The organism is Klebsiella sp. GW_Kp181, assembly GCF_040062315.1.
Taxonomy (GTDB): Bacteria; Pseudomonadota; Gammaproteobacteria; order Enterobacterales; family Enterobacteriaceae; genus Klebsiella; species Klebsiella oxytoca.
The window spans coordinates 87,434-105,706 of sequence record NZ_JBEAFR010000043.1 but is presented as its reverse complement, the minus strand read 5'-3'; the positions used below and the strand labels follow the sequence as shown (position 1 = coordinate 105,706).

General features: G+C 55.1%; 18 protein-coding genes and 1 tRNA gene. 13 read left to right on the top strand and 6 right to left on the bottom strand.

Annotated features, from left to right (window positions below; all coding sequences use genetic code 11):
- Positions 1-103 precede the first annotated feature (103 nt).
- A tRNA-Trp gene (locus ABLV11_RS08095) sits at positions 104-179 on the top strand.
- Between the two features lie 82 nt (positions 180-261).
- On the opposite strand, the gene hdfR is transcribed toward ABLV11_RS08095, so the two are convergent.
- On the bottom strand, positions 262-1,083 hold the full coding sequence (hdfR, locus tag ABLV11_RS08090) for an HTH-type transcriptional regulator HdfR (protein WP_004107593.1): 822 nt from the start codon (positions 1,081-1,083) through the stop codon (positions 262-264).
- Positions 1,084-1,201: 118 nt separating this feature from the next.
- On the opposite strand from hdfR, the gene ABLV11_RS08085 reads away from it, so the two are divergent.
- On the top strand, positions 1,202-1,540 hold the full coding sequence (locus tag ABLV11_RS08085; protein WP_004097464.1) for a DUF413 domain-containing protein: 339 nt from the start codon (positions 1,202-1,204) through the stop codon (positions 1,538-1,540).
- Between the two features lie 23 nt (positions 1,541-1,563).
- On the opposite strand, the gene ABLV11_RS08080 is transcribed toward ABLV11_RS08085, so the two are convergent.
- Positions 1,564-3,084 (bottom strand): YifB family Mg chelatase-like AAA ATPase, encoded by a 1,521-nt coding sequence (locus tag ABLV11_RS08080; RefSeq protein WP_126489636.1) that lies wholly within the window; start codon positions 3,082-3,084, stop codon positions 1,564-1,566.
- A 350-nt stretch (positions 3,085-3,434) separates the two neighbouring features.
- On the opposite strand from ABLV11_RS08080, the gene ilvL reads away from it, so the two are divergent.
- The 6 genes from ilvL (at position 3,435) to ilvA (ending at position 9,978) form a co-directional block, all read left to right on the top strand.
- Complete coding sequence (gene ilvL, locus ABLV11_RS08075; protein WP_001311244.1) at positions 3,435-3,533, top strand: ilv operon leader peptide; 99 nt, start codon at positions 3,435-3,437, stop codon at positions 3,531-3,533.
- Between the two features lie 139 nt (positions 3,534-3,672).
- Entirely contained in the window at positions 3,673-5,319 is a 1,647-nt protein-coding gene (ilvG, locus tag ABLV11_RS08070; RefSeq protein WP_126489635.1) for an acetolactate synthase 2 catalytic subunit, read from the top strand.
- Entirely contained in the window at positions 5,316-5,573 is a 258-nt protein-coding gene (gene ilvM / locus ABLV11_RS08065; protein ID WP_004107599.1) for an acetolactate synthase 2 small subunit, read from the top strand. The genes ilvG and ilvM overlap by 4 nt, the downstream gene beginning before the upstream one ends.
- Before the next feature lie 16 nt (positions 5,574-5,589).
- A complete protein-coding gene (gene ilvE / locus ABLV11_RS08060; protein ID WP_004107600.1) occupies positions 5,590-6,519 on the top strand; it encodes a branched-chain-amino-acid transaminase in 930 nt (309 codons plus the stop codon).
- A 61-nt stretch (positions 6,520-6,580) separates the two neighbouring features.
- Positions 6,581-8,431, top strand: coding sequence for a dihydroxy-acid dehydratase (ilvD, locus tag ABLV11_RS08055; protein WP_016808198.1), 1,851 nt, complete (start codon positions 6,581-6,583; stop codon positions 8,429-8,431).
- Between the two features lie 2 nt (positions 8,432-8,433).
- Complete coding sequence (gene ilvA, locus ABLV11_RS08050) at positions 8,434-9,978, top strand: threonine ammonia-lyase, biosynthetic (protein ID WP_024274874.1); 1,545 nt, start codon at positions 8,434-8,436, stop codon at positions 9,976-9,978.
- Positions 9,979-10,047: 69 nt separating this feature from the next.
- On the opposite strand, the gene ABLV11_RS08045 is transcribed toward ilvA, so the two are convergent.
- Both ABLV11_RS08045 and ilvY read right to left on the bottom strand, forming a co-directional pair.
- Positions 10,048-10,437, bottom strand: coding sequence for a hypothetical protein (locus ABLV11_RS08045; protein WP_004116942.1), 390 nt, complete (start codon positions 10,435-10,437; stop codon positions 10,048-10,050).
- A gap of 9 nt (positions 10,438-10,446) precedes the next feature.
- The gene (gene ilvY / locus ABLV11_RS08040) at positions 10,447-11,337 is read right to left on the bottom strand and encodes an HTH-type transcriptional activator IlvY (protein ID WP_004107613.1); all 891 of its coding nucleotides are present in this window, start codon (positions 11,335-11,337) and stop codon (positions 10,447-10,449) included.
- A 153-nt stretch (positions 11,338-11,490) separates the two neighbouring features.
- On the opposite strand from ilvY, the gene ilvC reads away from it, so the two are divergent.
- Positions 11,491-12,966: a ketol-acid reductoisomerase gene (ilvC, locus tag ABLV11_RS08035; RefSeq protein WP_003018001.1), complete on the top strand. Its 1,476-nt coding sequence runs from the start codon at positions 11,491-11,493 to the stop codon at positions 12,964-12,966.
- A gap of 168 nt (positions 12,967-13,134) precedes the next feature.
- Here ilvC and ppiC (ABLV11_RS08030) read toward each other — a convergent pair whose 3' ends face one another.
- Positions 13,135-13,416, bottom strand: a complete 282-nt coding sequence (gene ppiC, locus ABLV11_RS08030) for a peptidylprolyl isomerase PpiC (protein WP_004107616.1) — start codon at positions 13,414-13,416, stop codon at positions 13,135-13,137.
- Between the two features lie 52 nt (positions 13,417-13,468).
- Complete coding sequence (gene ppiC / locus ABLV11_RS08025) at positions 13,469-13,750, bottom strand: peptidylprolyl isomerase PpiC (protein ID WP_016808199.1); 282 nt, start codon at positions 13,748-13,750, stop codon at positions 13,469-13,471.
- Positions 13,751-13,943: 193 nt separating this feature from the next.
- On the opposite strand from ppiC (ABLV11_RS08025), the gene ABLV11_RS08020 reads away from it, so the two are divergent.
- From ABLV11_RS08020 to rep, 4 genes are all read left to right on the top strand, one after another.
- Positions 13,944-14,648, top strand: coding sequence for a Crp/Fnr family transcriptional regulator (locus tag ABLV11_RS08020; RefSeq protein WP_126489747.1), 705 nt, complete (start codon positions 13,944-13,946; stop codon positions 14,646-14,648).
- A 25-nt stretch (positions 14,649-14,673) separates the two neighbouring features.
- Positions 14,674-15,423, top strand: a complete 750-nt coding sequence (locus ABLV11_RS08015) for a nucleoside phosphorylase (protein WP_172598526.1) — start codon at positions 14,674-14,676, stop codon at positions 15,421-15,423.
- A complete protein-coding gene (pnuC, locus tag ABLV11_RS08010) occupies positions 15,423-16,151 on the top strand; it encodes a nicotinamide riboside transporter PnuC (protein ID WP_017145186.1) in 729 nt (242 codons plus the stop codon). Before ABLV11_RS08015 ends, pnuC begins: the two co-directional genes overlap by 1 nt.
- A 102-nt stretch (positions 16,152-16,253) precedes the next feature.
- The gene (rep, locus tag ABLV11_RS08005; protein WP_126489633.1) at positions 16,254-18,272 is read left to right on the top strand and encodes a DNA helicase Rep; all 2,019 of its coding nucleotides are present in this window, start codon (positions 16,254-16,256) and stop codon (positions 18,270-18,272) included.
- The last annotated feature ends 1 nt before the right edge of the window (position 18,273 follow it).

Sequence of the window (18,273 nt, the reverse complement as noted above, 5' to 3'; positions counted from 1 at the left end):
CCTGCCTGTCACGCAGGGGGTCGCGGGTTCGAGTCCCGTCCGTTCCGCCACTTATTAAAAAAATTAAGCCTGCTGATTAGCAGGCTTAATGATAAGAAACTTTAGGGGCGTAGCTCAGTTGGTAGAGCACCGGTCTCCAAAACCGGGTGTCGCGAGTTCGAGTCTCTCCGCCCCTGCCATATAATAATCCTTTGCTCAGGCAAAGGATTTTTTTTGCTTTAAATTTCCCTTCGTTCATCCTCCGTCCCTGGAGGAGTCATCCTATCCTAATATGCTGTGCTTCAGGATCTCACGGATTTGCGCTTGCTTATCGCTGTTCTGTAGCCAAATCGCATAAAGAGGCCTTGAAAGCGTCACGCTGTCAGTGACAGTATGCAGGTTATTTTTTTCCTGCGCCCAGAGTACAGGCAACCACGTGCAGCCGTTAAGCGCGCTGAGCTGCTGATACGCTAATTCGGCAGAACTGGTGGTCAGGAGAGGAATATCATCATTTCCGATCAATCCCGCTTCATTTTGTTGAAAGTCAGGACCCCATTCCAGGCGCAAATAATTCAATTCATTTGTATTTTTAGCCGGCGAGGCGCAATAAAGCGCTAAGGTAAAATTACCCAGCAACTGGCTGCTTAGTTCATCCATCTTCGGCGATTCGGTCGTGATCAGTAAATCAAGCTGACGTTCGTGCAGCTGTTTGACCAACGATTGCCTCTGCGCGATTCGCGCCTCAAATTGTAGGTTATAGGGCTCTGTATAGAGCTTTCCTAACCACTCGTTAAGCAGGCATTCCCATAGCGAAGCGCTGGCTCCGATCGAAAATTCGTTATGCCGGGAGGCATTTGCGACCTCCTTGCGCGCAGCTTGCCAGGTGTTCATCAGGGTTTCGGCATAGGGCAGCAGTTTCTCTCCGGCTGACGTCAGGCGGATATTATTGCGATGGCGGGTAAAAAGATTCACCCCCAGCTGGTTCTCCAGCTGACGAATACGAAAGCTAACTGCTGACTGCGTCAGATAAAGCGCCTCTGCGGCTCGGCCAAAGTGGCGAGTTCTGCTCACCTCGAGGAAAGTCTTGAGCAATTCCGTATCCACACTCTTCTCCGCAAAATTATTTGTCGTGATGATTTAAATGTTTTGTTTGACGCTCTGTCAAGCGTAACTAATACTCCGCGCCATAAATAGCTCGGCCAAAGAATCAGGAGCGTGTAGGATGGCGGAAAGCTTTACGACAACTAATCGTTTTTTCGACAATAAAAATTATCCGCGCGGGTTTTCCCGTCATGGAGATTTCACCATCAAAGAGGCGCAACTGCTGGAACGTCATGGTTATGCCTTTAATGAACTCGAACTAGGTAAACGCGAGCCTGTCACCGACGATGAAAAACAGTTTGTTTCGGTCTGCCGTGGTGAACGTGAGCCCGCAACGGAAGCAGAACGCGTCTGGATCAAGTACATGGCGCGCATTAAGCGTCCGAAGCGTTTCCATACTCTTTCCGGCGGCAAGCCGCAGGTGGAAGGTACGGAAGATTACACGGAAAGCGATGATTAAGAAAAAGGGCGTAAGCCCTTTTTTTACGTCATCATTTTTTGCAGATGGCTCAACATTCTGTCTATTGCCCGATAGCCAAGAGCCTCCTGCAAATGACGGCGTTCAATACGATCGACCTTCTCAATATCGGCAATCGTGCGTGAAACTTTAAGCAGGCGCTGCCAGGCCCGGATTGAGAGCCCCAGTTGCGTAAGCGTCTGCTCCAGCCAGATTGCGTCATCTTGATGAAGCTGGCACCAGATTTTCATCTCATTATTCCCCAGATTTGCATTGAGTTTTTTCTGTCGTGACAGTTGCCTTTCGTGCGCAGCCAAAACGCGTTGGCGAACGCAGGCGCTGCTCTCTTCTTCGTTTGTTCCCCGGCTAAGCACCCCCGGCGGCGGCAGAGGAATTTCCAGTGAGAGATCGAAACGGTCAAGAAATGGGCCAGATAAACGGGCCAGGTAGCGTAGCGTCTGTTCTGGAGATGCACGATTATGCTGACCCTGATAATGGCCCGTGGGGCTGGGATTCATTGCTGCAATAAGCTGAAAACGGGCGGGATAATCGATTTTCGCGCGCGTGCGGGAGATATGGATTACCCCGGATTCAATCGGTTCTCTTAATGCATCCAGAACCCTGCGTTCAAATTCGGGCAGCTCATCAAGGAACAGCACGCCATTATGAGCGAGAGAGATCTCTCCCGGTGTTGGAATAGAGCCGCCACCCACCATCGCAGCCAGGGAAGCGCTATGATGCGGAGCTCGAAATGGCCTGCGGCGCCAGTTTTTCATCGCATAACTGGAATTGACCAGGCTAAGTATTGCCGCGCTTTCCAGCGCTTCCTGGTTACTCAGCGGCGGTAGTAGCCCAGGCAGCCGACTCGCGAGCATCGTTTTCCCTGTGCCGGGTGGGCCTATCATCAGCAGGTTATGTCCGCCTGCAGCGATAATTTCCAGCGCTCGCTTTCCTTGCTGCTGACCAATAACCTCGCGCAGGTCTAATGAAGACTCATCTGAGGACTCCGCTTCCGGAATGGGATGATTTAGCGGGTTTTTCCCGTCCAGAAAGGCGCAGACCTCCTGAAGATGGGCGGCGATAAGACAGTCACTGCCGCCGATTAAACCCACCTCAGGAGAATTCTCATGAGAGACAATAATCTTTCTGCCCGCTCTTATCGCCTCCATCGCGCTGGATATAGCCCCAGGAACACCACGTAGAGCGCCTGTAAGCGCCAGCTCGCCGACAAACTCGTATTGATTTAGCCTGGGAGCATTTAGCTGCTCAGAGGCCACCAGAAGCGCGAGAGCGATAGGTAAATCATATCTTCCCCCTTCTTTTGGCAAATCGGCTGGCGCCAGATTGATGGTGATTTTTTTCGCCGGCCAGGCGTAGCCGCTGTTGATAATCGCACTACGTACCCGGTCACGCGCTTCTCTGACCGTTGTTTCAGGCAACCCTACCATCGTCAGGCCAGGGAGTCCGTTGCTGATATGAACTTCAACTGTGATAAGGGGGGCGCCGATCCCAAGAGCGGCGCGGGTGTAAACAATGGCGAGTGACATAAAACCTCCTGAGAGCTGGCATTATGTCGGGGATTTTTTGTCGGGTAATTCAGCAATTTTAAATTCCAGGCGTTCGCTTCCAGCCAATTTTCCGTGAATTGCCGCTTTGCACTCGTTGCGGATACTGACTCGCAAAACATTGTTATCAGCCAGCGATGCGAGAAAAAGCTGTGGCGCTCGCCACAAATTGAAATATTTTCATTTCCTGTTTTTCCTATTAAAAACAATTGTTTTTTCGTAAATGGTTAGCAAGGTAAGAAATAGGGTCATAAAAAAATCTTGTATTTAACGCGATGTCTGTGGTACCTCTTTAGGTATTCCTTCGAACATGAAGCCAGAAAGAACATAAAATGACAGCCCTTCTACGAGTGATTAGCCTGGTCGTGATTAGCGTGGTGGTGATTATTATCCCACCGTGCGGGGCTGCACTTGGACGAGGAAAGGCTTAAAAAACAAGCCTTAACGAACTAAGACCCCCGCACCGAAAGGTCCGGGGGTTTTTTTATAACTTAAAAACAGAAAAGAGGAGCAGATGATGGTTGGCAGCATAAAATTCTGTTTCTCTCGATCTACGACGGGGAAGTAACTATGAATGGGGCGCGGTGGGTGGTACATGCTTTGCGAGCACAGGGTGTCGATACTGTTTTTGGCTATCCGGGTGGCGCAATTATGCCGGTTTACGATGCATTGTATGACGGCGGCGTGGAACACTTACTGTGCCGGCATGAACAAGGCGCAGCTATGGCGGCTATCGGCTATGCCCGGGCTACTGGCAAAACCGGCGTATGTATTGCGACGTCAGGACCGGGCGCAACTAACCTGATCACCGGCCTCGCCGACGCGCTGTTGGACTCCGTTCCCGTCGTTGCCATCACCGGCCAGGTTGCCGCTCCGTTCATTGGTACTGATGCATTCCAGGAAGTGGATGTTCTCGGATTATCGCTGGCATGCACTAAGCATAGTTTTCTGGTGCAGTCGCTGGAAGAGCTGCCGCGCGTCATTGCCGAAGCATTCCATGTGGCAAACTCAGGGCGCCCCGGCCCGGTACTGGTCGATATCCCCAAAGACATTCAGCTGGCTCAGGGCGATCTCGATCCGCATTTCTCCATGGTAGCCGATGACGTTGACTTACCATATGCGGATATCGAATACGCTTTGCAGATGTTGACTCAGGCGCAGAAGCCGATGCTCTACGTTGGCGGTGGCGTAGGTATGGCGCAGGCGGTACCGGCGCTGCGTGAATTTCTTGCCGTCACGCAGATGCCGGCAACGTCTACCCTGAAAGGGCTGGGCGTGGTGGCAGCTGATTATCCATACTATCTGGGCATGCTGGGGATGCATGGAACTAAAGCGGCCAATCTGGCGGTGCAGGAGTGCGATCTGTTGATTGCCGTAGGCGCTCGCTTTGACGATCGCGTTACCGGCAAGCTGAATACGTTCGCCCCGCACGCCAAAGTTATCCATATGGATATCGATCCGGCAGAACTGAACAAGCTCCGTCAGGCGCATATTGGCCTGACTGGCGACTTGAACGTGATGCTGCCGGCGTTGCAACAGCCGCTGTCCATCGATGCCTGGCGTCAACGTAATGCTCAGCTGCGCGCCGAGCACGCATGGCGCTACGATCATCCGGGCGAGGCCATCTATGCTCCATTGCTGCTGAAGCAGCTTTCCGAGCGCAAACCAGCAGATTGCGTCGTGACCACCGATGTGGGCCAGCATCAGATGTGGTCAGCGCAGCATATGACCTATACGCGTCCGGAGAATTTCATCACTTCCAGTGGATTAGGGACCATGGGCTTTGGCCTGCCGGCAGCAGTGGGCGCGCAGGTGGCCCGTCCTGATGATACGGTAATCTGTATCTCCGGTGACGGCTCCTTCATGATGAACGTGCAGGAGCTGGGCACCGTAAAACGCAAGCAGTTGCCGCTGAAGATAGTGTTACTGGATAACCAGCGTTTAGGAATGGTTCGACAATGGCAGCAGCTGTTTTTCCAGGAACGTTATAGCGAAACCACCCTTACCGATAATCCCGATTTTCTTACTCTGGCCAGCGCCTTCGGCATTCCTGGTCAACACATCACCCGTAAAGACCAGGTTGAAGCGGCACTCGACACCATGCTTTCGAGCCAGGGGCCTTACCTGCTTCATGTCTCAATCGACGAACTTGAGAACGTCTGGCCGTTGGTGCCGCCCGGTGCCAGTAATGCAGAAATGCTGGAGAAATTATCATGATGCAACATCAGGTCGCCTTGCAGGCTCGCTTTAATCCAGAAACCTTAGAACGCGTGCTGCGCGTCGTGCGTCATCGCGGGTTCCAGATTTGCGCGATGAATATGGAAACCGCCGCCGATGCCCGGAATATTAATATCGAACTGACCGTTGCCAGCCAGCGGCCCGTCGAATTACTGTTTAGTCAATTAAGCAAACTGGTGGACGTCGCCTGCGTCGAGATCCAGCAACCTACATCACAACAAATTCGCGCCTGAGCGCAAAGGAAGAATAATGACGACGAAAAAAGCTGATTACATTTGGTTCAATGGCGAGATGGTTCCGTGGGGAGAGGCGAAAGTTCACGTGATGTCCCATGCGCTGCACTACGGGACTTCCGTATTTGAAGGCATCCGTTGCTACGACTCTCACAAGGGGCCGGTTGTGTTCCGTCACCGTGAACATATGCAGCGTCTGCATGACTCAGCCAAAATTTATCGTTTCCCGGTTTCGCAAAGCGTTGATGAGCTGATGGAAGCCTGCCGTGAAGTCATTCGTAAAAACAATCTGACCAGCGCCTATATTCGCCCGTTAGTTTTTGTCGGCGACGTGGGCATGGGCGTCAACCCGCCTCCGGGCTATAACACTGACGTGATCATCGCGGCGTTCCCGTGGGGCGCCTACCTGGGTGCCGAAGCTCTGGATCAGGGGATCGATGCGATGGTTTCTTCCTGGAATCGCGCAGCGCCGAACACCATTCCGACCGCGGCCAAAGCCGGCGGTAACTATCTCTCTTCGCTGCTGGTCGGCAGCGAAGCGCGTCGTCATGGCTATCAGGAAGGTATCGCGCTGGACGTGAACGGCTATATCTCTGAAGGCGCCGGTGAAAACCTGTTTGAAGTGAAGGATGGCGTGCTGTTTACCCCGCCGTTCACCTCCTCCGCGCTGCCGGGCATCACCCGCGACGCGATCATCAAACTGGCGAAAGAGCTGGGTCTGGAAGTGCGCGAACAGGTATTGTCTCGTGAGTCGCTGTATCTGGCCGACGAAGTATTTATGTCCGGCACGGCTGCAGAGATTACGCCGGTGCGCAGCGTTGATGGTATTCAGGTGGGCGAAGGTCGCTGCGGCCCGGTCACCAAACGCATTCAGCAAGCATTCTTTGGCCTCTTCACCGGTGAAACCGAGGATAAATGGGGCTGGTTGGATCAGGTTAATAACTAAGTATAAAAAGATGGGGCGGCACGCAACGCCCCATTTAACAGACACTGGGAGTAACTAAAGCATGCCTAAGTACCGTTCCGCCACAACCACTCACGGCCGTAATATGGCGGGTGCCCGCGCGCTGTGGCGCGCCACTGGAATGACCGACGATGATTTCGGTAAGCCGATTATCGCCGTGGTGAACTCTTTCACCCAGTTCGTGCCGGGGCACGTTCACCTGCGCGATCTCGGCAAGCTGGTTGCTGAGCAAATTGAAGCCGCTGGCGGCGTCGCTAAAGAATTCAACACCATTGCGGTGGATGACGGGATCGCGATGGGGCACGGGGGTATGCTTTATTCACTGCCATCCCGCGAACTGATCGCTGACTCGGTGGAGTACATGGTTAACGCCCACTGTGCTGATGCGATGGTCTGTATCTCCAACTGCGATAAAATCACTCCCGGGATGTTAATGGCGTCTCTGCGCCTGAATATTCCGGTAATTTTTGTTTCCGGCGGCCCTATGGAAGCCGGGAAAACCAAACTGTCCGATCAAATCATTAAACTTGACCTGGTCGATGCGATGATTCAGGGCGCTGACCCGAAAGTCTCTGACGATCAGAGTAATCAGGTTGAACGTTCCGCTTGCCCGACCTGCGGTTCCTGTTCCGGGATGTTCACCGCCAACTCCATGAACTGTCTGACCGAAGCGCTGGGCCTGTCGCAGCCGGGTAACGGCTCGCTGCTGGCGACTCACGCCGATCGTAAACAGCTGTTCCTCAATGCGGGTTCGCGTATCGTCGAGCTGACTAAGCGTTACTACGAGCAGGACGACGCTTCTGCGCTGCCGCGTAATATCGCCAGCAAAGCGGCGTTTGAAAACGCCATGACGCTGGATATCGCCATGGGCGGTTCCACCAATACCGTCCTGCATCTGCTGGCGGCAGCGCAGGAGGCGGAAATCGACTTCACCATGAGCGATATCGATAAGCTTTCACGCAAAGTACCGCAGCTGTGTAAGGTGGCGCCAAGTACGCAGAAATATCATATGGAAGACGTGCACCGCGCGGGCGGCGTATTGGGGATTTTAGGCGAGCTGGATCGTGCCGGACTGCTGAACCGCAACGTGAAGAACGTGCTCGGTTTGACCCTGCCGCAGACGCTGGAGCAGTACGATATCACCGTCACGCAGGATGAAGCGGTTAAAAAGATGTTCCGCGCCGGGCCTGCGGGTATCCGCACGACGCAGGCGTTCTCTCAGGATTGCCGCTGGGACAGCCTGGATGACGATCGCGCAGAAGGCTGTATCCGCTCGCTGGAACACGCTTATAGCAAGGACGGCGGTCTGGCCGTTCTGTACGGCAACTTTGCCGAAAATGGCTGCATCGTGAAAACTGCCGGCGTAGACGATAGTATCCTGAAATTCACCGGCCCGGCTAAGGTTTACGAAAGCCAGGACGCGGCCGTGGATGCCATCCTCGGCGGTAAAGTGGTTGCGGGTGATGTGGTAGTTATTCGCTATGAAGGTCCGAAAGGCGGACCGGGGATGCAGGAAATGCTCTATCCGACCACCTTCCTGAAATCCATGGGGCTGGGTAAAGCCTGCGCGCTGATTACCGACGGTCGTTTCTCCGGCGGCACTTCAGGCCTCTCCATCGGTCACGTTTCTCCGGAAGCCGCCAGCGGCGGCAATATCGCGATCATTGAAGATGGCGATATGATCGCCATTGATATCCCAAATCGCGGTATTCAGCTGCAGCTGAGCGATGCTGAGATCGCGGCGCGCCGTGAAGCTCAGGAAGCACGCGGTGATAAAGCCTGGACGCCGAAAGATCGCGAGCGTCAGGTTTCCTTTGCCCTTCGCGCCTACGCCAGCCTGGCAACCAGCGCCGACAAAGGCGCGGTACGCGATAAATCGAAACTTGGGGGTTAATGATGGCCGAGTCGCAACCCCTGTCCGCCGCCCCTGAGGGGGCGGAATACCTCAGAGCCGTACTGCGCGCGCCGGTATACGAAGCCGCGCAGATTACGCCGCTGCAAAAAATGGAAAAGCTCTCGTCGCGCCTCGATAACGTTGTGCTGGTGAAGCGTGAAGATCGTCAGCCGGTGCACAGCTTTAAGCTGCGCGGGGCGTACGCGATGATGGCCGGGCTGACGGAAGAGCAAAAATCGCACGGCGTGATCACCGCTTCGGCGGGTAATCATGCGCAGGGCGTGGCTTTCTCCGCCTCTCGCCTGGGCGTGAAGGCGCTGATCGTCATGCCAACCGCCACCGCGGATATCAAGGTCGATGCGGTTCGCGGCTTCGGTGGTGAAGTGCTGCTGCACGGCGCGAACTTCGATGAAGCCAAAGCCAAAGCTATTGAGCTGGCGCAGCAGCAGGGATTCACCTGGGTACCGCCTTTCGACCATCCGATGGTGATTGCCGGGCAGGGGACGCTGGCGCTGGAGCTGCTGCAGCAGGATGCCCATATCGACCGCGTATTCGTACCGGTTGGCGGCGGAGGTCTCGCGGCGGGCGTGGCGGTGCTGATCAAACAGCTCATGCCGCAGATTAAGGTCATTGCGGTTGAAGCTGAGGATTCTGCCTGTCTGAAAGCCGCCCTGGATGCGGGCCATCCGGTTGATTTACCCCGCGTGGGGCTGTTTGCCGAAGGCGTGGCGGTTAAACGTATCGGTGATGAGACTTTCCGTCTCTGTCAGGAGTATCTCGACGACATTGTCACCGTTGATAGCGATGCCATCTGCGCGGCGATGAAAGACCTGTTTGAAGACGTGCGTGCGGTAGCAGAACCTTCCGGCGCGCTGGCGCTGGCGGGAATGAAAAAATATATCGCTCAGCATAATATTCGCGGCGAACGCCTGGCGCACGTGCTTTCCGGTGCGAACGTCAACTTCCACGGTCTGCGCTACGTTTCCGAACGCTGCGAACTGGGAGAACAGCGTGAAGCGCTGCTGGCGGTCACCATTCCTGAAGAGAAGGGCAGCTTCCTCAAGTTCTGCCAGCTGCTGGGTGGCCGGTCGGTGACCGAGTTTAACTACCGCTTCGCCGATGCAAAGAATGCCTGCATTTTTGTCGGTGTGCGCCTGAGTCGCGGTCTGGAAGAGCGGAAAGAGATCCTCAATCTGCTGCATGAAGGGGGCTACAGCGTGGTGGATCTCTCCGACGACGAAATGGCCAAGCTACACGTACGCTACATGGTCGGCGGGCGACCTTCGCAGCCGTTGCAGGAACGTTTGTTCAGCTTCGAGTTCCCGGAATCGCCCGGCGCCCTGCTGAAGTTCCTGCATACGTTGGGTACCCACTGGAACATTTCACTGTTCCACTACCGCAGTCACGGTACCGATTATGGCCGCGTGCTGGCGGCATTCGAACTGGGCGATCACGAGCCTGATTTTGAAACCCGCCTGCATGAGCTGGGCTACGACTGCCACGATGAAACCCATAACCCGGCGTTCCGGTTCTTCCTGGCGGGGTAGTTATTATGATGACCGGAAGAAACCGCCTCTTCCGGTCATCTGTCAGAATGATATAAATGGCAGCATGGGTTACTTCATCACCGTCCCACGTACATACTTATCCAGCTTGTCCGATTCATAAAAGTTCATGCATTGCGCCAGCACGTTATTGGCAGTCTGAGCATGGTCAGGGTGTAATGACATCGTTAGCCGATCAAAATCTTTCGTCTCTTTGGCGACGAACGTCTGAAATGCCTTCCACACGCCGGCATTATCCAGGGCGTATCTCTCAATCATAAATGACGCATCCTGCGACGGGGCCGATCGCGCGCCTTCAGGCGTTCGGGCTTTGTAATTCGCCACCAGGCATTGCTGAAGCGCCAGATGTTTGATATCCAGCACGGTAATGCCCTTCGGTTTTGCCTGGACGGTACAACATAACAGCATGGCAATGGTTAATAGCAACGTCCCTGAACGCATGTTATCTCCTTATTTTGTTTGAACGATTTCCCAGAACGCATTAATCAGCGGTTCATGCAGTCGCTTTTTGGGCGCGCAGACGCCCAGCTCAAAAGGGGTTTTTTCGTCGCTACGCTCCAGAATCATTACGCGATTGCGCACCGGCTCCGGGCTATTTTCCAGCACCACTTCCGGCAGCAGCGCGACGCCGCAGCCGAGCGCCACCATGGATACCATGGCTTCATGTCCGCCCACCGTCGCGTAAATTGATGGATTACTGATTTTATGGCGACGAAACCACAGCTCAATGCGGCGGCGCACGGGGCCCTGGTCGGCCATGATAAAGGGTACCGTTGCCCAGTCAGGCTTCTCCACCGAGACCTGGTTGCGGACCGGACAAGGCAGCGCCGGGGCGATTAGCACCACCGCCAGATTTTCCAGCATTGCGAAGGCCACCGCGCCGGGAAGCGTTTCTGGCTTACCGGCTATTGCCAGATCGGCTTCACCCGTCACCACTTTCTCCATCGCATCGGCGGCATCGCCGGTGGTGAGCTTAATTTCCACCGAAGGGTGCTCGGCGCGAAAGCGATCGAGTATGGGAGGCAGGTGGCTGTAGGCGGCGGTTACCGAGCAGAAGATATGTAGCTCGCCCGACAGCGACGGCCCTTGCTGATCGATAGTGTGGCGCAGCTGCTGATACTGCAGCAGCGTCTGCTGGGCAAACGTTCGTAGCTCTTCTCCCGCTTCGGTAAGCGTCACCGTGCGGTTATCGCGGACAAACAGCGGCTGCCCGAGGTCTTCTTCCAGGCGCTGAATTTGCCGGGACAGTGTGGAAGGGCTGACGTGCATTGCCCGCGCGCTGCGGCCAAAATGGCGGCTTTCCGCCAGATGCAGGAAGGTTTTTAGATCGCGTAAATCCACCGGCGGCACTCCACGATTTTACATTGCAGAAATTGCAACGTGACGTTGTGAATATATCAATTTCCGCAATAAATTTCCTGTTGTAATGTGGGTACATTCTCGCTGAACCGCGAACCGAACAAAATAAGACACACAACATCACGAGGTATCACCATGGCTAACTACTTTAATACACTGAACCTGCGCCAGCAGCTGGCGCAGCTGGGCAAATGTCGCTTTATGGGTCGCGACGAATTCGCCGATGGCGCAAGCTACCTTCAGGGTAAAAAAGTGGTCATCGTCGGCTGTGGCGCTCAGGGTCTGAACCAGGGCCTGAACATGCGCGACTCCGGTCTCGATATCTCCTACGCGCTGCGTAAAGAAGCGATCGCCGAGAAGCGCGCATCGTGGCGTAAAGCGACCGAAAACGGCTTCAAAGTGGGTACCTACGAAGAGCTGATCCCGCAGGCTGACCTGGTGGTTAACCTGACGCCGGATAAGCAGCACTCTGACGTTGTGCGTTCCGTTCAGCCGCTGATGAAAGACGGCGCGGCGCTGGGCTACTCTCACGGTTTCAACATCGTGGAAGTGGGTGAGCAGATCCGTAAGGATATCACCGTTGTGATGGTAGCGCCGAAGTGTCCGGGTACCGAAGTGCGCGAAGAGTACAAACGTGGTTTTGGCGTACCGACTCTGATCGCGGTTCACCCGGAAAACGATCCGAAAGGCGAAGGCATGGCCATCGCTAAAGCCTGGGCTGCGGCCACCGGCGGTCACCGTGCGGGCGTTCTGGAGTCTTCCTTCGTGGCGGAAGTGAAATCCGACCTGATGGGCGAGCAGACCATTCTGTGCGGTATGCTGCAGGCTGGCTCTCTGCTGTGCTTCGACAAGCTGGTGGAAGAAGGTACCGACCCGGCATACGCTGAGAAACTGATTCAGTTCGGCTGGGAAACCATCACCGAAGCGCTGAAGCAGGGCGGTATCACCCTGATGATGGATCGCCTGTCTAACCCGGCTAAGCTGCGTGCTTATGCGCTGTCCGAACAGCTGAAAGAGATTATGGCGCCGCTGTTCCAGAAACATATGGATGACATCATCTCCGGTGAATTCTCCTCCGGTATGATGGCTGACTGGGCCAACGACGATAAAAAACTGCTGACCTGGCGTGAAGAGACCGGTAAAACCGCGTTCGAAACCGCGCCGCAGTTTGAAGGTAAAATCGGCGAGCAGGAGTACTTCGATAAAGGCGTTCTGATGATCGCGATGGTGAAAGCAGGCGTTGAGCTGGCGTTCGAAACCATGGTCGATTCCGGCATCATCGAAGAGTCCGCTTACTATGAATCGCTGCACGAGCTGCCGCTGATCGCCAACACCATCGCCCGTAAGCGCCTGTACGAAATGAACGTGGTTATCTCCGATACCGCAGAATACGGTAACTACCTGTTCTCTTACGCTTGCGTACCGCTGCTGAAAGAGTTCATGACTACCCTGCAGACCGGCGACCTGGGCAAAGCGATTGCCGAAGGCGCGGTAGATAACGCTCAGCTGCGCGACGTGAATGAAGCTATTCGCAGCCACGCTATCGAGCAGGTTGGTAAGAAACTGCGCGGCTATATGACCGATATGAAACGTATTGCGGTAGCGGGCTAATTCCCCGTCGCCTTTCAACTTGCAGATGCGTTGGCTGCGTTCGTACACCCCAGTCACATAGTTATCTATGCTCCTGGGGCTGTACTCACTTGCCGCCTTCCTGCAAGCTGAAATCCTTAGGGGAAAGCTGTGAGATAAAAAACCGGTGCAAATAAGACACCGGTTTTTTTATTTGCGGTACAGCACCTTGATGATGTGATAACCAAACTGAGTGTGCAGCGGGCCGGTTGGCTCCAGCTCCGGGCAGGAGAAGACGACTTTATCAAACGCCGGCACCATCTGACCCTGGCGGAATTCACCTAAATCGCCGCCGCGTTTGCCTGACGGGCAGATCGAGTGCTTCTTCGCCAGTTTGCCGAAATCGGCGCCGTTTTTAATTTGCTCCAGAAGATCCAGTGCCAGCTTCTCTTCTTTAACCAGGATATGCAGTGCTGCTGCCGTTTTTGCCATGATCGTACCTTGAGTGAATGGGGGATAAATCAGGGCGCAATAGTAGCATGGGCTAGCGGCGATAGAGCACCTTAATGATGTGGTAGCCGAACTTGGTTTTGACCGGTCCATATGGCTTGAGCAGCGGGCAGCTGAAGACCGCTTTATCAAACGGCCCGACCATAACGCCTTGATTAAACTCCCCAAGATCGCCGCCGTTGCGTCCTGATGGACATTTCGAATAGCGCTTTGCCAGGTGATCGAAGCTGACGCCACGTTCCAGTTTGGCGAGGATCTCGTGCGCCAGTTTCTCTTCTTTAACCAGGATGTGCAGGGCTGCTGCGCTTTTTGCCATTATGGTGTTCTCAGTCGCAAAGATATCCCGTTACTTTACCACCCGCTTTGGCCGTGGACCTATACTCTTCGCCATCGCGGGACAGATGTCTCGCCTGATAAACGGAAGCGGGAGATGAGCAACACTTTTATCCGGCGTATTCCCTCTGGTCGGGGACAGCCGTCCTGTCCTTATAGTCCTGGAGCGAGATAACATGGATACAATGAAAAAAACTGAATTTTCAGTTGGCTGGCTTTCGGGGCTGAGTGAGATCGTGAGCGATCCACAGCTCTATGAATTACTAAAATATTGTCCCCTCGAGATCATGCAGCGCTGGCGCTTCGAAGAGATCCCGCGCGGCGATTTTATCTGTCGACAGGGGGAGGTGTGTCAGCGCTTTTCGCTGATTATCGCCGGTGAGGTGGATGTTTTCTACGAGGCTGAAGATGGGCGCCGCTATCGCCAGGCCCGCTACCGAAAAGGCGATATGGTGGGCGAGCTCGAGATATTTGAGTCGCGTCAGTATATCTGCTCGGTGGCGGCGGTGGGGCATGTGCAGCTTCTCAGCCTGTCACAGGAATATTTCTGCCGCTGGCTGGCGTTAGATAACCATTTTAACCAGCGGATGCTGCGCTTCTTTAGCCAGCAATATTACCAGCTGTCGAAAAAGGCCAGCAGCGACAATCTTTATTCGTTGCATCAGCGGGTGTGCCAGGCCCTATGGCTGCGTTATCAGCAGGATGGCGCCAATGAAATCTTGCTGGATAAGCAGAATCTCAGCCAGGAATTTGCGGCGACGACCCGCAGTATTAACCGTATTTTGCATGACCTGAAAGCGCTACAAATTATTGATACCGATGGTGAACGCATTGTGTTGTTAGCCCCTGAAAAACTTAAACAGGAGGCTGATATCGGATAACCGCAAGAGTGAAGGAGGCGGGAGTATGTCGCTGCAACCCCATATCCAGTTAAGCAAAGAGATGACCGGCGCGCGGTACGCGCTGCTGCCGGGCGACCCCCAGAGGGTCGACCGTATCGTCAGTTTTCTTGATAATCCCGAGCCGCTCGGTCAGAACCGGGAGTTTCGCGCCGCACGCGGCTGGTACCAGGGCGTGGAAATTTTGGTGCTCTCTACCGGAATTGGCGGCCCCTCCACTGCGATCGCCATTGAAGAGCTGCGCCAGATCGGCGTTACGACCCTGATTCGTATCGGCAGCTGCGGCGCCCTGCAGGATAATCTTGCGCTCGGCGACGTAATTATCGCCCACGGCGCGGTTATGGATGACGGCACCAGCCGAACCTATGCGCCGGCAGGCTATCCGGCCTGCGCCGACCCGCAGCTGACCTGGGAGCTGATGGCGCAGGCGCGGCAAATGAATATCCCCGCCGCGTGCGGACTGGTGCGCAGCCATGACAGTTTTTATACCGATCGCGAGGCGGAGCTGGATGCACAGTGGTCGGCGCTTGGTATTCTGGGTGCAGATATGGAAAGCGCCGCCCTGATGACCATCGGCGCGCTGCGCGGGTTACGTACAGCCTCATTGCTCAACGTAGTAGTTGCCCACAACGGTTGCCTGGATAGCAGCATCAATGATTATGTCCAGCAGGAGGCTCTGTGCCAGCAGGGCGAAGAACGGCAAATTACCCTGGCGCTGCGCGCCATTTATTCCGCTAGCCAGCAAGGAGGTTTATGATGGACTTTTTTAGCATTAACAATGTGATGGTCAATATTCCTCTCGGCGAAGGCGGCTATGCGCTATCGTGGATTGAAGCCATCGGTACCGTATTCGGTCTGCTGTGCATCTGGTGCGCCAGCCGGGAAAAAATCATCAATTATCTGTTTGGCCTGATTAACGTCACGCTGTTTGCGGCCATTTTCTTCCAGATTCAGCTCTATGCCAGCCTGCTGCTGCAGGTATTTTTCTTCGCCGCCAACATTTACGGCTGGTACGCATGGAGCCGGCAAAACGAGGCGCAGGAAGCTACGCTCAAGGTTCGCTGGCTTTCCCGTCAGCAAACGCTGGCGCTGGGCGCCGTTTGCGCGGTGGCGATCGTGCTGATGACGCTGTTTATCGATCCGGTGTTTGCGATGCTGACCCGCATCATGATTGCCCTGCTGCAAACGTTCGGCATGCAGGTGGCGATGCCCGACCTCCAGCCCGACGCCTTCCCGTTCTGGGATTCCACCATGCTGGTGTTGTCAATTGCCGCCATGGTACTGATGACGCGTAAGTTTGTCGAAAACTGGCTGCTGTGGGTCGTTATCGACGTGATTAGCGTGGTTATCTACGCGGTACAGGGCGTTTACGCAATGTCGCTTGAGTATGTTCTGCTGACGGCTATCGCGGTCATGGGCTCATACAGCTGGATCAAGAGCGCGCAGCGTAATGGCTATGCGCCGCTTGCCGCCGCCGGATCCTGATTTAGCGATTTACAGGCTGCCTGAAAGGGCAGCCTGTTGCTCTCTGTGCCCCTCTTTCTGCTACAATCCCCACCCCGTTCGAAGATTGAGCAAAAGACTCCCATGCGTTTAAACCCTGGCCAACAACAAGCCGTCGAATTCGTTACCGGACCGTGCCTGGTGCTGGCGGGTGCCGGTTCCGGTAAGACCCGCGTTATTACCAATAAAATCGCCCACCTGATCCGCGGCTGCGGCTATCAGGCGCGCCATATTGCGGCTGTCACCTTTACCAATAAGGCGGCGCGCGAAATGAAAGAGCGCGTCGGGCAAACGCTGGGACGCAAAGAGGCGCGCGGGCTGATGATTTCCACCTTCCATACGCTGGGGCTGGACATTATCAAGCGCGAATACGCCGCGTTAGGGATGAAATCAAACTTCTCGCTGTTCGACGATACTGACCAGGTCGCGCTGTTAAAAGAGCTCACCGAGGGGCTGATCGAAGACGATAAAGTGGTGCTTCAGCAGCTGATCTCCACGATCTCCAACTGGAAAAACGATCTGAAAACACCTTCTCAGGCCGCCGCCGGCGCGAAAGGGGAGCGGGATCGGATCTTCGCTCACTGCTACGGCCTGTACGATGCGCATATGAAAGCCTGCAACGTACTCGATTTCGACGATCTGATCCTCCTGCCAACGCTGCTGCTGCAGCGTAACGAAGAGGTGCGGGAACGCTGGCAGAATAAGATCCGTTATCTGCTGGTGGATGAATACCAGGACACCAATACCAGCCAGTACGAGCTGGTAAAACTGCTGGTGGGACAGCGGGCGCGCTTTACCGTGGTCGGCGATGACGATCAGTCGATCTACTCCTGGCGCGGCGCGCGGCCGCAGAATCTGGTACTGCTAAGCCAGGATTTCCCGGCGCTGCAGGTGATCAAGCTGGAGCAAAACTATCGCTCATCAGGGCGCATCCTGAAGGCGGCGAACATCCTGATCGCCAATAATCCGCACGTTTTCGAGAAGCGCCTGTTTTCCGAACTGGGCTATGGCATAGAGCTGAAGGTGCTCTCCGCCAATAACGAAGACCATGAGGCGGAGCGCGTTGCCGGTGAACTCATCGCTCATCACTTTATTAATAAAACCGCCTATAAGGACTACGCGATCCTGTATCGCGGCAACCATCAGTCGCGGGTTTTTGAAAAGATGCTGATGCAGAACCGCATCCCGTACAAAATTTCCGGCGGCACGTCGTTCTTTTCCCGCCCGGAAATTAAAGACCTGCTGGCCTATCTGCGCGTGCTGACTAACCCTGATGATGACAGCGCCTTCATGCGCATCGTCAATACGCCAAAGCGCGAGATCGGTTCGGCGACCCTGAAAAAGTTGGGCGAATGGGCGATGGGACGCAATAAAAGCATGTTTACCGCCAGCTTCGATATGGGGTTGACCCAGACGCTGAGCGGACGCGGCTACGAGTCTTTGACCCGCTTCACCCACTGGCTGCGTGAGATTCAACAGCTTTCCGAGCGCGAGCCGATTGCGGCTGTCCGCGATCTGATCCGCGGCGTGGATTATGAATCCTGGCTTTATGAGACCTCGCCCAGCCCGAAAGCCGCCGAGATGCGGATGAAAAACGTCAATACGCTGTTCACGTGGATGACCGAAATGCTCGAAGGCAGCGAGATCGATGAACCGATGACGCTTACCCAGGTCGTTACCCGCTTTACCCTCCGCGACATGATGGAGCGCGGCGAGTCGGATGAGGAGACGGATCAGGTGCAGCTAATGACGCTTCACGCATCAAAGGGGCTGGAGTTTCCCTACGTCTATCTGGTTGGTATGGAAGAGGGGCTGCTGCCGCACCAGAGCAGCATTGATGAAGACAACGTCGATGAAGAGCGTCGCCTTGCCTACGTTGGTATCACCCGCGCGCAGAAAGAGCTGACTTTTACCCTGTGCAAAGAGCGCCGTCAGTACGGCGAACTGGTGCGGCCAGAGCCGAGCCGTTTTCTGCTGGAACTGCCGCAGGATGATCTGATTTGGGAGCAGGAGCGCAAAGTTATTTCGCCGGAAGAGCGCATGCATAAAGGGCAAGCGAACGTCGCCAACATCCGGGCGATGCTGGCGAAAGCGCGTAAATAGC

Excerpts from the sequence above, each read along its gene's own strand:
- ilvL (WP_001311244.1), top strand. The coding sequence starts at position 3,435 with ATGACAGCCCTTCTACGAGTGATTAGCCTGGTCGTGATTAGCGTGGTG.
- ilvC (WP_003018001.1), top strand. The coding sequence starts at position 11,491 with ATGGCTAACTACTTTAATACACTGAACCTGCGCCAGCAGCTGGCGCAG.
- ilvG (WP_126489635.1), top strand. The coding sequence starts at position 3,673 with ATGAATGGGGCGCGGTGGGTGGTACATGCTTTGCGAGCACAGGGTGTC.
- ppiC (WP_004107616.1), bottom strand. The coding sequence starts at position 13,416 with ATGGCAAAAACGGCAGCAGCACTGCATATCCTGGTTAAAGAAGAGAAG.
- ilvE (WP_004107600.1), top strand. The coding sequence starts at position 5,590 with ATGACGACGAAAAAAGCTGATTACATTTGGTTCAATGGCGAGATGGTT.
- ABLV11_RS08080 (WP_126489636.1), bottom strand. The coding sequence starts at position 3,084 with ATGTCACTCGCCATTGTTTACACCCGCGCCGCTCTTGGGATCGGCGCC.
- ppiC (WP_016808199.1), bottom strand. The coding sequence starts at position 13,750 with ATGGCAAAAAGCGCAGCAGCCCTGCACATCCTGGTTAAAGAAGAGAAA.
- ABLV11_RS08085 (WP_004097464.1), top strand. The coding sequence starts at position 1,202 with ATGGCGGAAAGCTTTACGACAACTAATCGTTTTTTCGACAATAAAAAT.
- rep (WP_126489633.1), top strand. The coding sequence starts at position 16,254 with ATGCGTTTAAACCCTGGCCAACAACAAGCCGTCGAATTCGTTACCGGA.
- ilvD (WP_016808198.1), top strand. The coding sequence starts at position 6,581 with ATGCCTAAGTACCGTTCCGCCACAACCACTCACGGCCGTAATATGGCG.
- pnuC (WP_017145186.1), top strand. The coding sequence starts at position 15,423 with ATGGACTTTTTTAGCATTAACAATGTGATGGTCAATATTCCTCTCGGC.
- ABLV11_RS08020 (WP_126489747.1), top strand. The coding sequence starts at position 13,944 with ATGGATACAATGAAAAAAACTGAATTTTCAGTTGGCTGGCTTTCGGGG.
- ilvM (WP_004107599.1), top strand. The coding sequence starts at position 5,316 with ATGATGCAACATCAGGTCGCCTTGCAGGCTCGCTTTAATCCAGAAACC.
- ilvA (WP_024274874.1), top strand. The coding sequence starts at position 8,434 with ATGGCCGAGTCGCAACCCCTGTCCGCCGCCCCTGAGGGGGCGGAATAC.
- ABLV11_RS08045 (WP_004116942.1), bottom strand. The coding sequence starts at position 10,437 with ATGCGTTCAGGGACGTTGCTATTAACCATTGCCATGCTGTTATGTTGT.
- ABLV11_RS08015 (WP_172598526.1), top strand. The coding sequence starts at position 14,674 with ATGTCGCTGCAACCCCATATCCAGTTAAGCAAAGAGATGACCGGCGCG.